This window comes from Vibrio sinensis, from assembly GCF_003605645.1.
GTDB classification, from domain to species: domain Bacteria; phylum Pseudomonadota; class Gammaproteobacteria; order Enterobacterales; family Vibrionaceae; genus Vibrio; species Vibrio sinensis.
In genome coordinates this window covers 544,834-558,919 of the sequence record NZ_QVMU01000001.1, presented here as the reverse complement: position 1 = coordinate 558,919, position 14,086 = coordinate 544,834, and the positions used below count along the sequence as shown (strand labels likewise).

The 14,086-nt window shown below is 43.1% G+C and carries 13 protein-coding genes; 4 read left to right on the top strand and 9 right to left on the bottom strand.

Going from position 1 to position 14,086, the window contains the following annotated elements; all coding sequences use genetic code 11:
• Positions 1-7: 7 nt before the first annotated feature.
• The 3 genes from DZ860_RS02305 to tesA all read right to left on the bottom strand — a co-directional run bounded on the left by DZ860_RS02305 (position 8) and on the right by tesA (position 4,043).
• Positions 8-1,921 (bottom strand): sensor domain-containing phosphodiesterase, encoded by a 1,914-nt coding sequence (locus tag DZ860_RS02305; protein ID WP_120029288.1) that lies wholly within the window; start codon positions 1,919-1,921, stop codon positions 8-10.
• A gap of 248 nt (positions 1,922-2,169) precedes the next feature.
• Complete coding sequence (gene fabV / locus DZ860_RS02300) at positions 2,170-3,369, bottom strand: enoyl-ACP reductase FabV (RefSeq protein ID WP_120029287.1); 1,200 nt, start codon at positions 3,367-3,369, stop codon at positions 2,170-2,172.
• Between the two features lie 65 nt (positions 3,370-3,434).
• Positions 3,435-4,043, bottom strand: a complete 609-nt coding sequence (gene tesA / locus DZ860_RS02295; protein ID WP_120029286.1) for a multifunctional acyl-CoA thioesterase I/protease I/lysophospholipase L1 — start codon at positions 4,041-4,043, stop codon at positions 3,435-3,437.
• On the opposite strand from tesA, the gene DZ860_RS02290 reads away from it, so the two are divergent.
• The 3 genes from DZ860_RS02290 (at position 4,042) to DZ860_RS02280 (ending at position 8,886) form a co-directional block, all read left to right on the top strand.
• The gene (locus tag DZ860_RS02290) at positions 4,042-4,719 is read left to right on the top strand and encodes an ABC transporter ATP-binding protein (RefSeq protein WP_120029285.1); all 678 of its coding nucleotides are present in this window, start codon (positions 4,042-4,044) and stop codon (positions 4,717-4,719) included. The genes tesA and DZ860_RS02290 overlap by 2 nt on opposite strands.
• Positions 4,716-7,166 (top strand): ABC transporter permease, encoded by a 2,451-nt coding sequence (locus tag DZ860_RS02285; protein WP_120029284.1) that lies wholly within the window; start codon positions 4,716-4,718, stop codon positions 7,164-7,166. The genes DZ860_RS02290 and DZ860_RS02285 overlap by 4 nt, the downstream gene beginning before the upstream one ends.
• Positions 7,167-7,452: 286 nt before the next feature.
• Complete coding sequence (locus DZ860_RS02280) at positions 7,453-8,886, top strand: FAD-dependent oxidoreductase (protein ID WP_120029283.1); 1,434 nt, start codon at positions 7,453-7,455, stop codon at positions 8,884-8,886.
• Positions 8,887-8,889: 3 nt separating this feature from the next.
• On the opposite strand, the gene DZ860_RS02275 is transcribed toward DZ860_RS02280, so the two are convergent.
• From DZ860_RS02275 to DZ860_RS02265, 3 genes are read right to left on the bottom strand one after another with little or no spacing between them, the layout of a single operon-like run.
• On the bottom strand, positions 8,890-9,885 hold the full coding sequence (locus DZ860_RS02275; RefSeq protein ID WP_120029282.1) for a 5-oxoprolinase subunit C family protein: 996 nt from the start codon (positions 9,883-9,885) through the stop codon (positions 8,890-8,892).
• Positions 9,886-9,891: 6 nt separating this feature from the next.
• Positions 9,892-10,599: a 5-oxoprolinase subunit B family protein gene (locus DZ860_RS02270; protein WP_120029281.1), complete on the bottom strand. Its 708-nt coding sequence runs from the start codon at positions 10,597-10,599 to the stop codon at positions 9,892-9,894.
• Positions 10,600-10,602: 3 nt separating this feature from the next.
• A complete protein-coding gene (locus DZ860_RS02265; RefSeq protein ID WP_120029280.1) occupies positions 10,603-11,352 on the bottom strand; it encodes a 5-oxoprolinase subunit PxpA in 750 nt (249 codons plus the stop codon).
• Between the two features lie 296 nt (positions 11,353-11,648).
• Here DZ860_RS02265 and galE point away from each other — a divergent pair, with 296 nt between their 5' ends.
• Positions 11,649-12,665, top strand: coding sequence for a UDP-glucose 4-epimerase GalE (gene galE / locus DZ860_RS02260; RefSeq protein ID WP_120029279.1), 1,017 nt, complete (start codon positions 11,649-11,651; stop codon positions 12,663-12,665).
• 162 nt (positions 12,666-12,827) lie between these two features.
• Here the strand turns inward: galE and DZ860_RS02255 are convergent, their stop codons facing one another.
• The 3 genes from DZ860_RS02255 to DZ860_RS02245 are packed head-to-tail and all read right to left on the bottom strand — an operon-like array spanning position 12,828 to position 14,051.
• Positions 12,828-12,965 carry a TIGR02808 family protein gene (locus tag DZ860_RS02255; RefSeq protein WP_120029278.1) on the bottom strand — a complete coding sequence of 46 codons (138 nt, stop codon included), beginning with the start codon at positions 12,963-12,965 and terminating at the stop codon, positions 12,828-12,830.
• Positions 12,966-12,977: 12 nt separating this feature from the next.
• The gene (locus DZ860_RS02250) at positions 12,978-13,556 is read right to left on the bottom strand and encodes a NapC/NirT family cytochrome c (RefSeq protein WP_120029277.1); all 579 of its coding nucleotides are present in this window, start codon (positions 13,554-13,556) and stop codon (positions 12,978-12,980) included.
• Positions 13,557-13,583: 27 nt separating this feature from the next.
• A complete protein-coding gene (locus DZ860_RS02245; RefSeq protein WP_120029540.1) occupies positions 13,584-14,051 on the bottom strand; it encodes a nitrate reductase cytochrome c-type subunit in 468 nt (155 codons plus the stop codon).
• Between the last annotated feature and the right edge of the window lie 35 nt (positions 14,052-14,086).

Sequence of the window (14,086 nt, the reverse complement as noted above, 5' to 3'; positions counted from 1 at the left end):
GCAACAACTATTGATAGGTGCCATTTAGATTGTTTAGATAGTTCTGATTGAACAAACTTAGCTCGAATTCATCGCATGGCATCGGTTTACCGTAAAAGAAGCCTTGGCCAACTTCACAGCCTTCGTTAATGATAAATGTGGCATGGTGGAGCGTTTCAACCCCTTCTACGGTTACAGAAAGGTTGAGTTTTTTCGCAACGCTGATAATAGAACGAACAATTTCTTCATCCTCTGTCGAGTGTTCGAGTTGATGAATAAAACTTTTGTCTATCTTTATGCCATCGAAAGGAAACTTCTTCAGATAGTTGAATGAAGCGTATCCAGTACCAAAGTCATCAAGTGACAATGTCACGCCTAACGCGTTGAGAGACGACAGAGTATTCTTCGCCACTATTTCGTCGGCAATCAAACTGCTTTCCGTTACCTCAAGTTCGAGATAGTTTGGAGGTAAATTATAAGTGGTTAAAAGCTCTTGGATTTGTTCGGTAAAATGAGGGTTCTTCAATTGAACGGGAGAAATGTTCACCGCAATTTTGAAATCGGGAACCTGACTCACCCATTCTGATGCTTTTTGTATTGCAGAACGTAGAACAAAGTTCCCGACCTCAAAGATCAAGCCATTTTGTTCCGCAAGATGAATCAGTGTTTCATTGGAAACGTCACCTAGGATGGGATGGCGCCAGCGAAGTAGTGCTTCAGCACCAGTCCATCGATGGGTTTCTGGTTCAACTTTAGGTTGGAAGTAGAGTAAAAGATCATCGTTTCTTACGGCCTGAAGTAAGTAGCTCTCTAGTTGATTAATATGTTTCTGGACATCAGAAATAGCTTGGGAGTAATAGCTGAATTTATGACCAGAATCTTTGCATGACTGCATTGCTTCTGCCGCTTGCTTTAAGATGCTCTGGGCCGAGGCACTATCATTGGTGGTACTGATGCCTATATAGGCATGTAGATGTAGCTTATCGCCGTCTACAGAAAACTCGGAGTGACCAACATCAACCAAAATATGGCAGAGTTCGTTGAGATGTTCTTCAAGTTGAGTTGATTGCAGCAGTAATACTAAATGAGAGGAGGTTGGTCGTGCTGTTAATACGTTATAGCGAGTGAGATCTCCAAGGCGCTCACGATATTGAATTAATATATTCTCCCAAACAGAGTAGCCATACTTTGATTGAATACGCTGTCCATTAGTAAAGCCAATGTGTAATGCGGCTACCTCTTGCTTAGGGCTAGTAAGGTACTCTTTGATGTATTGTTCGGTTTCAATTTCTAATGAATTTCGGTTGAGAAACCCTGTACCAAGGTCATGGCGTTGTTGATAACGAATTTTTTGTTCTGCTGCTCTTCGCCGATCAATCTCCACATTTAGCGAATAATTAAGATCAACAAGGTCTTGGGTACGGGTTTTAACTCTGGATTTAAGCTCGTAATTGAGGAGTTTTAACTTTTCATTTTGATATAAGGTTTCAATTTGCGACTCGATAGCGCGGCGAAAGTTACCCATTAAATTTTGATAGGTGATGTTAAATTGGTTTTCTTTCGTGTCGAGAATGCAAATTGTGCCAAAAGGCTCCCCATTAGGCCAATTAATCGGCATGCCGCAGTAGGCAATCATCCCCAACGCGATATCAGGATTTTTGTCCCATTGCGGGTCTTTAAGCGCATTAGCAACAATCAGAGTTTTTTGATCTTGGACGACGGTTTCGCAATAGAGCCCCTGTGGTAATGCTTCAGAGTCCCCAATAGAATAGGGCTGAGAAGTGTTGTCATTGCTCGCGACAACTTCAATTGAATCGGGGTGAATGCGCATGATCAGTGCGGCAGGAACGGCAACAATTTCGGCAAGTAAATTGACAATGTTCTGCCAATTTGCGGCCATTTCTTCGGGAATACGCAAGTTGCTAGTATTGATCTTTGACATAAATCGCTGTCCTTAAAAGGGTATATTAACCCAGAGCGCTCCACGTCCGCCCTTATGTAATGATAGACACGTTTTAGCGAACAAGCGGCGGAATTTTATTTATCGTTTTGAATGGAAGTGACTCAAAGTCGTAACCGTAAGGCTTTAATTTGTTAAGATTAAAAACTGCGAGTAATGTAACAAAAAAAAGCCCCGTATATAGAACGGGGCTTAATCAATTTAGCGATTTCTCAAAAATGAGACCTGATTTAACAGGTAGATGCTTTGATGTATTTATCAATATTGGCTGGAGCGTCGTAATCTACACCACTAAACCCAAAACCATTGAGTTGCAAAAATTCATCTTTCAAACCAGCGTAATCGCCTAGTTGAGCAAAGTTTTCACTATTCATGCTATTCATTAGAAGACGAACCTCGTTCTGAGTTTCTGGCTCTAGTTCCAAATCATCCATGCGAATCAGTCGTTCGCCGTCAACTGGGACTGTTTGATTGAATAGTTTATCGCTAAAGAGACGCTGCATTTGTTCAATACAGCCCTCATGTGTTCCTTTTTCTTTCATCACTCGATAGAGAGAAATGAGGTAAGGAGTTAATCCAGGAATGAAGACGCTCGCTTTAGTCACCAATGCTTTACACACGGTTGCGTAAGCTCCGCCATCAAAGTTTGCCAGTTTTAAATTGAGAGAGTGACTTGTTTGGTGCAGATCAATCTTAGCGCGTCCTAAAGTGCCATCCAAATAGATAGGGTGGGTTATTTCTGGCCCCATATAAGAAAATGCGATAGTTTTACATCCCTCTCCAATCGATTCCGCATTGATCAATGTATCAATCCAAGATTCCCAATCTTCACCACCCATTACCTTGAGTGTCGCTTCGGCTTCCTCTGACGTGGCAGGTTCTAGTGAACTTTCAACCCAAGCATCATTTTCTAGCATAATGGTGCTACCAGATACTGAGTTGCCAACTGGTTTGATCGCTGAACGCCACATCTCACCCGTTTCACAATTTGTACGAGTACCACTTGCGACACTGTAGATGATGAGATCAACTTCCCCTTCAAAGTAAGTCTCGATAGCCTCGATAACTTGTTCTTTGGTTTGTTTTGAAAACGCATCACCATGAATATTGATCGCAATGCGACCTTCTTTCGTAGCATGTTTACGGAAGTAGTAATTATTGTAAAAGCCAGCAGATCCTACGTGATTTTTAGAGGGAGCGCGTTCTAGAGAAACGCCAATGGTATCCGCTTTCGAGCCGCCGAATGCGAGAGCGATACGAGCAGCAAGTCCAAAGCCAGAAGAAGCTCCGATGATAAGAACTCGCTTTGGACCATTTGAGATGGGTTTTGCTTGTCGGACATAGTCAATCTGCTTTAAGACAGCTTGTTCACAGCCTAGAGGGTGCGCACTACGGGCTACAACCCCTTGAATTTCTGGTTTAATTATCATTTGAGTTACCTTTTGTAACGGCTCACGGCAAAAAGTTAACTCATAACGGGATATAATTTCTTGAGCTATGGCAATTGAAGGTGATTAATTAGCTGTTCAGCCATAAAATTTGCGATCCAAGGTTGCGCATCAGCTGTTGGGTGTAGTCCATCAGGCATCATCCATTCTGGTTTGACGATCACATCTTCTAGAAAAAAAGGAATGAGTGTTACGTTCAATTGCTTGGCAGTTGTAGGATAGACAGCTGAAAATGCTTTTGTATAGCGTTTACCATAGTTGGGTAATACATGAATTTGCATGAGTAAGGGAATCGCGTTACTTGCACGAGTCATCTCAATCAATTGAGTTAAATTGTCTTGAATTAGATTTGGTGGAAAACCGCGTAACCCATCATTTGCCCCTAATTCAATCAACACCACGTTAGGTTGGTGTTGTTTAAGCAATTGCGGTAGTCGGCTTAAGCCATTACCCGTGGTATCACCAGAAATACTGCCATTAATGATAGAAACAGGCTTGCCTTTTTCTTCCATGACTTTTGGTAACAATGATGGCCACGCTTTTTCAATCGGCATCTGATAGCCAGCACTAAGGCTGTCTCCCAATACAAGGATCGTTGAGCTAAATGCTGGGTTTACGGTCAAGATAAGTAAAGCAAAGGAAAGTAGTCGAAACATGCAAACATCCGTAATTAAAGCTGATTCAGTAACAAAAACAGTCTCTACTAATCAAGAGCAATTAACAATCCTTGAAAAGGTAAACTTAGACATAAAATCGGGAGAGAGTGTCGCGATTGTCGGAACTTCTGGCGCGGGAAAATCGACATTAATGACGCTATTGGCGGGATTAGACTTGCCCACAGAGGGGTATGTAGAGTTACTCGGTGAAAATTTGTCACAGTTAAGTGATGAACAACGAGCCACTATTCGTAGTAATTCTATTGGATTTGTTTTCCAAAGCTTTCTGCTTATACCTAGTTTAACGGCTCTAGATAATGTGACGCTACCTTGTTTATTAAAAGGTGAGAGAGAAGATACCGAGCGTGCCAAATCGCTTCTTCATGCTGTGGGATTATCACAGCGTTTAACACACTTTCCAACTCAGCTTTCCGGGGGAGAGCAACAACGTGTTGCTTTGGCAAGAGCTTTCATGACACAACCGAGTATTTTGTTTGCCGATGAACCGACAGGGAACCTAGATCAGCAGACCGCTCAAACCATAATCAACTTACTGTTCGAGTTAAATCATCACCATGGCACCACGCTTGTTTTAGTGACTCATGATATGTCGTTGGCAAAACGCTGCGACCGCATGTTTACCATTGAGGCTGGTCATTTAGAGGAGGTGCTATGAAAGATCGTACGGTGAATCGTCGCTTAATTGCATGGAGTTGGAGTGAAATTCGGCAAGGGCAATTATGGCCGATATCAATAGCGCTTACTCTTATTATTGCCTCTATATTTGCTTTAACAGCGCTCGCAGAAAGAATGGAGCAGGTGATCGTCAAGCAAGGAAAAGAAGCATTAACTGCAGATTCTGTTTACGTATCGAGCCGTCCGATCCCACAAACGTTACTCACTTCGATAGAACAGCTACCCGTTGAGTCTTCGTCTATGGTGCGCTTTGCGACAATGGCGTTTAGCGACCAAGGAATGAAGTTGGTGACGGTTAAAGCGGTTGAAAGCAATTATCCATTGCAAGGGAATTTGCGACTCGCCAGCGCAACATCAAATCAAGTTACGAGCAAAGAAGCCGGGAGCGTAGAAGCAGGACAACTATGGTTAGATGAGCGGTTGTTTGCTCAATTGGATGTTAATGTTGGTGACGTTGTCACTATTGGCGATGCAGATATGGTCGTGAGCGGTCGTATTATTGAAGAGCCAGGATTGAGTTTTAACCCATTTCAGCAGATGCCGAGTGTGTACATTAATCGTGATGATCTTGATAAAACCGGGGCTATACAACTCGGTAGCCGAGTACGATACAGTATGTTTATCAATGGCAGTGATAGTGATGTAGCCACATTAAAACAACAGACTGAACTGACACCAAGTGACCGTTGGCGAGATCAAAATAGTGCGAGTAGAACCAATGAAGTGTTTCAACGTACTCAACAGTATTTATCATTAACGGTGGCGATTGTGGTCATCATGGCAGCCACGACTCTAGTGTTAACTTGCCAGCATTATGTCAGTACTCGTATTAAAACCATCGCAATGCTTAAAAGCCTTGGTGCCACGCGTCAATGGATTTCTCGTTGGTTAATGACTCAGGTGCTGATTTTATTGGGTGGAGCTTCGTTGCTTGGTTTGTTCTTTGGCGTGTTGCTTGAGTACTTATTGAGGTATCCATTGGTCGATCTTCTGCCCAATCCGTTACCATCGTATGGTATGACCCCAATGTTCATTGCGTTGGCGACCAGTATTTTAATAGCAATCCCTGCTTTGGGTATTCCACTATTGAGTTTACTTAATGTGAGCGCTATAAATGTGTTGCAAGCAGAAGCAACCAGTGCAAAAGCTAAATCTGCACGTTGGCTAGTTCTTGTACCGCTGATTCCTTTGGTGGTTATCTACAGTGATAACCCGTTGGTTTGGATGGTGCTAGGGGGGATCATTGGTCTATTCGGGCTTTTGGCACTGTTCAGTGTGTTAGTGATGCGTGTTTTAGGTAAAGTTCGGTTATCGACAGCGTTCACTTTGGCAATGAGTCGTATCAATCGCTCACCATTCTCGACCGGCATTCAGTTTGGGGCTCTCGCTCTGTCATTGATGCTTCTCGCAACGATGTGGTTAGTTAGAACCGATGTATTGGATGATTGGCAGCGTACTGTGCCGGAAGATGCCCCGAATGCATTTGCTTTGAATATCGCCCCCTATGAAAAAGACGCTTATGTTGGTTTTTTGGATCAAAACCAGATTGAACGTTCACAAGCGTATCCCATTGTAAGAGGACGGCTTTCGACTATTAACGGTGTTGACGCCAAAACCGTGGCCAAAGGCGGCGAGGGTACAGATGCACTGAGTCGTGAAATTAACTTCACGTACGCTAACCAAATTCCACAGCACAATGAACTAGTTCGGGGTCAGTGGACGAAACAAGGTGGCGTGTCGGTTGAATCCGATGTCGCAGCAGACTTGGGTCTGAAGATTGGTGATTCTTTATCGTTTGTAATCAATAGCCAAACGGTGACGGCTCAGGTTAATAGTATTCGCCATGTAGAATGGCGAGATATGAAACCTAACTTTTACTTCATTTTCTCTCCAGATGTTTTAGCGACTATCCCGGCCACATACTTGTTAAGTTTTCGAGTGCAAGACCAGCATAATGATTTGCTGAACGATTTGTCGCGACAATTTCCCACGGTCAGCTTAATGGATATACGAGTGATGGGAGCGAAGATACAAGAATTGCTTTCTCAGATAGCGTGGTCAATCACCGTGTTGGCAGCATTAGGGGTTATCGCTGGAATGTTATTAATCTTTACGTTATTACGTTTAAGTATTGGTCAACGACAAAGTGAAATTCAGTTGTATCGAACTTTAGGGGCGAGTAAAAAACGTATTGTAGCGACAATTTGGGCTGAGTATGGACTAATGGCTTTGGTGGCGAGTATTACTGCAACTTTGGGGGCAGAAACTGTCGTTGCAGGCTTGATGCGTTTTGGTTTTGAAATGTTGCCGTCGTTACATTTTTCGTTGTGGATTTGCCTCCCAATTTTAACTTTTTTCACACTCGCGCTCGTTGTGAATAGTTTAGTAAAACGTTTGCTAGTGCCTATAAACAAAGAGGTTCTTTGAATTTTTACAAGCCAAGATATTCACTTATCCACAAAAACGGTGGATAAAGTTTGGGATAACTTGGCTTGTAGATAAGTCGCTAATCCCGCAAAGCCAGTAAAGGTAAAGTGTAGAGCAATTTTGTTATTCACACAGGCCATGGATTTTGAAAATTGCAAAAGTCAGTCAAGTTTTTTTTTGCTTTTTTCTTCTGAAAATCTCAGCAAATGCCATTAACAAAAATGTGATTTTATTCGGTTGATAAAGTGAGTAAAATGCGCAAAGAATGAATGAATTAGCAAATTAGATGTCACCTAATATCTCACCTACTGTCGCGGTTATTGGCGGCGGAATATCAGGAGCGACGGCCGCTCTGCATCTTGCCGAACTGGGCTTAAATATCACGTTGATCGAAAAGAACAAAGGATTGGTCAGTGGTCCACCGATTTGTCATTTACATGCTGGTGGTAATTTATACCGTGAAATTAGCGTATCTCAATGTATTGAATTGCTAAAGCAGTCGATTGACTCTGTTCGACTGTTCCCTCATACCATCAATCAGCGACCAACAATTATTGCGGTTCCTCATACTGATGGGGGCGACCCAAATCACTTGCTTGAACGTCTAGATCAGATTAAATCTTGTTATGCACAACTGGTTGAACGAGACCCGCGTAATAAGGTCATTGGTGAACCAGAAGACTATTATCGACTCATTTTCCGAGAGGAGCTGGATGAGTTGGCAACACGTGCTCAACCATCAAATCCTCAAACAATTGACGATTGGTTGATCCCCTTTGCAAAGCATACTGATTTAGATGGTCTAAAATACCCAGTTGTTGCGGTTCAAGAGTATGGATGGAGTGTGTTTAGAATAGCGGCAACGACAAGTTTGGCGTTAGAAGCATTACCTAACTGTACGTTGTTGACTGAGAGTAAGCTGCTTTCCATGACGGAAAAAGGCGACAAATGGGAACTGACTTACAGTGACCGTGAAATGAATACCCATAGTTTTGTTGTCGACTATGTGATTAATGCCTGTGGCTACGAAACGGGTAATGTTGATGATATGGCAAAATTGCCACGTCGTCGCATGGTCGAATTTAAAGCAGCTTACGTGACACAATGGCAACAAAGTGATGAAAAATGGCCAGAAGTGATTTTCCATGGACCTCGCGGTAGCGTTGATGGAATGGCACAGCTGACCCCTTATGTCGATGGAACATTCCAACTCCATGGAATGACTAAGGACATTACTTTGTTTGACGATGGATTAGTTTCTTCATGCCAAGAGTCGTCTCAGCCTAAGCTACCACAACGGTTGATCAATAAAATTAATAACGGCTGGCGTGAACATGAACGTTTGACTCGAAGTGAACGAGCGATTCGTCATATGAGTCGTTTTATTCCTGATTACGCAACGGCGACAGAATACGGCGTTCCTTTATTTGGAGCCCAGCAGATCCCTGGTGATGATGAAACGCTAAGAGCTGCTGATGTGACCTTTTCTGGGCATCATTATGCACGAATTGAGGTCGTCAAAGGATCATCTGCGTACGAGGCTGTACGCAAAGTAGTGAGTCACTGGGGCCTATTTGATTATAAAAACCATACCATTGAAGAGCTTCACCCGAAAAGCCAGTCAATGAGTGCCCAGCAAGTTGAATGCAAAGCGTGCCAACTAGCGACAGAACGTGGTTATCCAGTATCACTTGCTAAATACTATGGCAGTGAGATTTAGCGGTTAGTAACCAAAAAAACGAGCCCAACGACACCAGGTGTATTGCAGTTTCTCTAAGTTTCCTCGAGAAAAGGTGATGACCTGACCTGGTTTTGCTTGGGCAAGTCGTGGGAGGTCAATGCGCGCAATACAACCAATCTTAGGGTAACCTCCAATTGTTTGACGATCGTTCAGTAAAATAATCGGCGTACCATCGGGCGGAATTTGTATTGCGCCAAGCGCAATACCTTCACTTAGAATCGTTTGACTCGTTGGTGTGACCTGACTTCCATCGAGACGGTATCCCATTCGATCGGCATATTGACTGACGGTAAATTGTCGTGAGTAGAGTTGCTCAAGCGTTTCCTCAGGGAAGGAGTCAACTTGATAGCCCTCAATAACCCTAAGATTCAGTGGTACGTTGTAATCAATTTGGTACCGAAACCCAACTTTTTTTTCTAGACTTAATCTTGATCGCTGAGTAGACAGTGGCAAGTCAGTTTGCTCTGCTAGGGGCTCTTGATGTCTAAATTCAATTCTATCGCCCGTCTTTAACGCTTGCCCATGAGCAAGACCACCCAACTTTTCGCGTGGTACTGTTGCGACACTATTTAGCTCTTTATTTATTGTAAAGCCATGTTTGATAGCCAAATAAGCACGAAGTCCATTTCGAGGTAGGCCAAATTTAAGGGTTTGACCTTGATGTATAGTTAGGATTGTCCAGTTACCAACCTGGATACCATCTAGTTTTGCGTTAAGATCACCGCCGCAAAGTGCAATTTGACAATCGCCTTCAAATACGAATTCGCACTGACCTAATGTAATTTCGATGGTTGCACAATCAACGGGATTATTAAGCAAATGATTTGCCCAACTATAGGCGTATTCGTCTAAAGCGCCGCCTTGAGTTATGCCAAATTGACTATAACCGTATCGACCTGAATCTTGGATTAAAATCCCTTCACCGCCTTTTTTAACCAATAGGGTCGAAGTAGCGGTAGTTTGATTAGTGATATTCATGAATCGTTAACACCATTGGTCAGGAATGACGCCACCTAAAGCAATAAACTCGCTTTCATCGATGGAGTGAAATCTCACTGTCATGCCCACCTCAAAAGGGATCATAGGGGATCTTGCTGGATCGTACAGTGATAACGGGCAACTGCCGATAATATTCCAGCCACCGGGAGTGATTGTGGGGTATACCGCAGTGAGGTTTTCTGCGATTGCAACGCTACCTGCTGGAATGCGTAAGCGAGGAGACTTAAGTCTTGGCAGTTGCAGTTTACTGTTTAGCCCTTGCATAAAGGCAAAGCCGGGCGTAAAACCAATCGCGCCAATGGTATAGGTGGCTAACGTGTGATACTCAATCAGTTTATCTAGTGATATACCTTTATTTTGATAAGTGGAAATATCAGGCCCAACACGCTCATCATAGAATACTGGGAGACGAATTGAACTAGAGGTATCGTCGATGGTTGGTTTTGCCGCAATCGTGTTGACGATATTTTCCAAATAGGTCATGAGCTCGCGTTGTGTAATACGAAAAGGTAAGTACTCAATTAAAACGCTATTGAATGACGGTGTCACATTGAGAATGCCATCGACTTCTTGTTTGGACAAGCGATGGCTCACTTCACCAATATGAGGTAATAGCTGTGTCGTCGTCGACTGACTGTAATCAATCAGAACGCTGCATTCATTAATGGCGGTGATGTGAAAGTGCAATCTCACCGTTTAATCCTCATCGATGAGTAATGCATGACGGATTTTCTTTATCAAGGCAATCGAGGCTTCATTATCCCCATGTACACAAATGGTATCCGCTTCGATTAACAAACTGCATCCATCAAGGGTTCGTACTTTGCCGTATTGAGCGATTTGTTTGACTTGATTGAGGATATCATCTTCATTATCAAGTACAGCACCTTTAAGGTTGCGTGGCGCAAGACTGCCATCGGACAAATAGGTTCGATCAGCGAATGCTTCAAATAATAGGGGTACATCATAGCGATCGGCGATATCCAGGTGTTGATCGGTCGTCTGTGTCGCTAACATCATAAGCGGTAAGTTAAAACACGATACGGCATCAATGATTGCTTCAAAAATCGATTCATCAACCATCATATCGTTGTATAGCGCCCCATGGGGTTTTACGTATTCCACATCGGTGTTCACACTTTGGCATAGACCTCGTAACGCCCCAATTTGGTAGATAACATTTTGAGTAATATCGTTGGGTGTCATCGCTAAGGAACGACGGCCAAAACCTTGTAGATCGGGGTAGCTTGGATGGGCTCCAATTTGAACATTATTTTGTAATGCAAGAGTGATGGTTTGAATCATTATGCTGGGATCGGATGCGTGGAAACCACAGGCAATATTGGCCATATCAACGAACGGCATTACTGCTTGGTCATCGCCCATTTTCCATGCGCCGTAGCTTTCGCCCATATCGCAGTTGAGTGTGATTTTCCCTTTACTCATGGTGTCTTATTCCCATCCTGTTTAGATACGAATTATCTCATTTAAAGATAAGGCATTTCTATGCTCTCTCCCTAATCTTGTGATTAAGAGCTCGTGTTTAAACATCGTCTGATATTGCGTTAAACGGTTTTAATGAAACCATTTCAGATAAATACTGGACCATACTGACCCCATCAAGGCTGTAATCCCGCCGCATTGATGTTTTATTCTCAAATAAAAGAACTCATTTTTGATTATCAACCTGATATCTATATATAATTGGTTCAATTCAAAAGTAATAACAAGGTTGGGACGCAATGAACGTACTTGTCACCGGTGGTATGGGCTATATCGGTAGCCACACTTGCATTCAGATGATTAATGCAGGTATGACCCCAGTTATCTTCGACAATTTGTACAACAGTAAATCGACAGTACTTGAGCGCATTGAAGCGGTGTCGGGCGTAAAACCGACGTTTATTCAAGGTGATATTCGCGATAAAGCCGCCGTTGTAAAAGCACTATCGGAGAATAGCATTCAAGCGGTCATTCACTTTGCTGGTCTGAAAGCGGTCGGTGAGTCAGTAGAAAAACCGCTAGAATACTATGATAATAACGTACACGGCACCTTGGTATTAGTGGACGCTATGCGCGAAGTAGGCGTAAAAAGCTTAGTATTTAGCTCATCAGCAACGGTATATGGCGACCCACAAAGCGTGCCGATTACCGAGTCATTCCCAACCAGTGCAACTAACCCATACGGGCGTAGTAAGTTAATGGTTGAAGAGTGCTTGGGAGATTTTCATAAAGCGAACCCTGATTGGAGCATTACGCTATTACGTTACTTTAATCCAGTCGGTTCTCATCCGACAGGCTTACTCGGTGAAGACCCTCAAGGTATTCCAAATAACCTGATGCCATTTGTTTCTCAAGTGGCTGTTGGCCGCCGTGAATTTTTGTCAGTATTCGGTAATGATTACCCAACCAAAGATGGCACGGGTGTTCGTGATTATATCCACGTAATGGATTTATCAGATGGTCATATTGCTGCATTAAACCGTGTTGGTGAAAAACCAGGTTTACATGTCTATAACCTTGGTACTGGTAACGGTTACAGTGTTCTAGATATGGTTAAGGCTTTTGAGCAAGCTTCAGGGCAAAGCGTGCCATATCAAATTGTTGAACGTCGTGCAGGGGATATTGCTGAATGTTGGGCTGACCCGGCTAAAGCTCTTGCTGAGCTTGGCTGGAGTGCAAGCCGCACGCTGGATGAGATGACATCGGATACATGGCGCTGGCAGTCGAATAATCCGAATGGTTATCCAGATGCATAGATAACTGAGTTCAGACTAAGCTTCTCACTATTATTGCTCGTTTTTAGTTATATCTGTTAAGATCGAACATAAAATAGAAGTATAAAAAACCACCGTGATGGTGGTTTTTTATTGGCGATTAAGTGACAACTTTTGTGCTAATCCTCACTGATTAAGAGAGGGCTAATCCGTTTGTTTGTCTTTCCCCATCGACAGTATCCATACTGAGATTGCAGCAACAACAGCAAAACCAGATAGGATGATGACTGGTATGGCGCTATAACCCAGTATGTGCCAAATAACAGATTCCATCGTACTCATTGGTTTTTCTCCTTATTGCCAACCTTCAACACCGTGCATGTCCGGCAGTTTGTGCGCGATACCTTTATGGCAATCTACACAAGTCTTGTCGCCATTTGCTAGCGCAGTAGAGTGTTGTTTTGCACTACGTGTCCCTTGCTCCGAAAAGTCCATGTACTCAAACTCGTGACAGTTTCGACATTCAAGTGAATCATTATTCTTCAAGCGAGCCCATTCTCGTTCAGCCAAGTGAGCTCTACGTGCTTGGAATTTTTCAGGTGTATCGATCGTCTTTGTCACGTAGTGAGCGAATAGCTCTTTCGATGCCTGAACTTTACGTACAATTTTATCTGACCATTCATGAGGAACGTGACAATCTGAGCAAATTGCACGAACGCCAGAGCGGTTAGAGTAGTGAATAGTTTCTTGAATTTCAGCAACAATTGGAGCGTGACAGCCAGAGCAGAATTCTTCTGTGTTGGTTGCTTCCATCCCCGTATTGAATGCGCCCCAAAATAGAAGACCACCGGCAAACCCCATAAACAGCACAATACCAACGGCTGTTTTACTTGGGCTTGTTAGTCGTTTCCAAAACGCTTTTAGTAATTTCATATATCGCCTCTTATTTTGTCACGCGTACTACTTATCGAGAGAATCAACGCGTTCAAAATTGTTTTCAATCAATGGCTTCGCGTTAGCTTGAGGAACGTGACACTGTAGACAGAAGTAACGTCGAGGTGACATGTCGGCCAATACGGCATCTTCACGATTTACATAGTGAGTAACACTGATCTTTGTTGCGCCCATTTCTTTTGCGTTTTTCCAACTATGGCAAGCAAGACATTTGTTTGCGTTTAAAGAAACCTCATAACCACGAATGTTATGTGGGATCAGAGGTGGTTGATAAACATAACTACTATCAACAATTTGCTCCCGAGGGAATTTCTTAAAATCATCAGCAGGGCGTGTATCTTCAAGTTCAGCAGAACCACGCAGTGATTCAAGGCCGCCAATACCACCCGGATTGTCGACTTCTGCTTGGGCTAAGCCGAATATACCCATCGAAAGTGCACCAATTGAAAACAGTGCGACTAATAGTTTTTTCATTGCATTATCTCCGCCTAAAGGCTTAATTCTCTTGT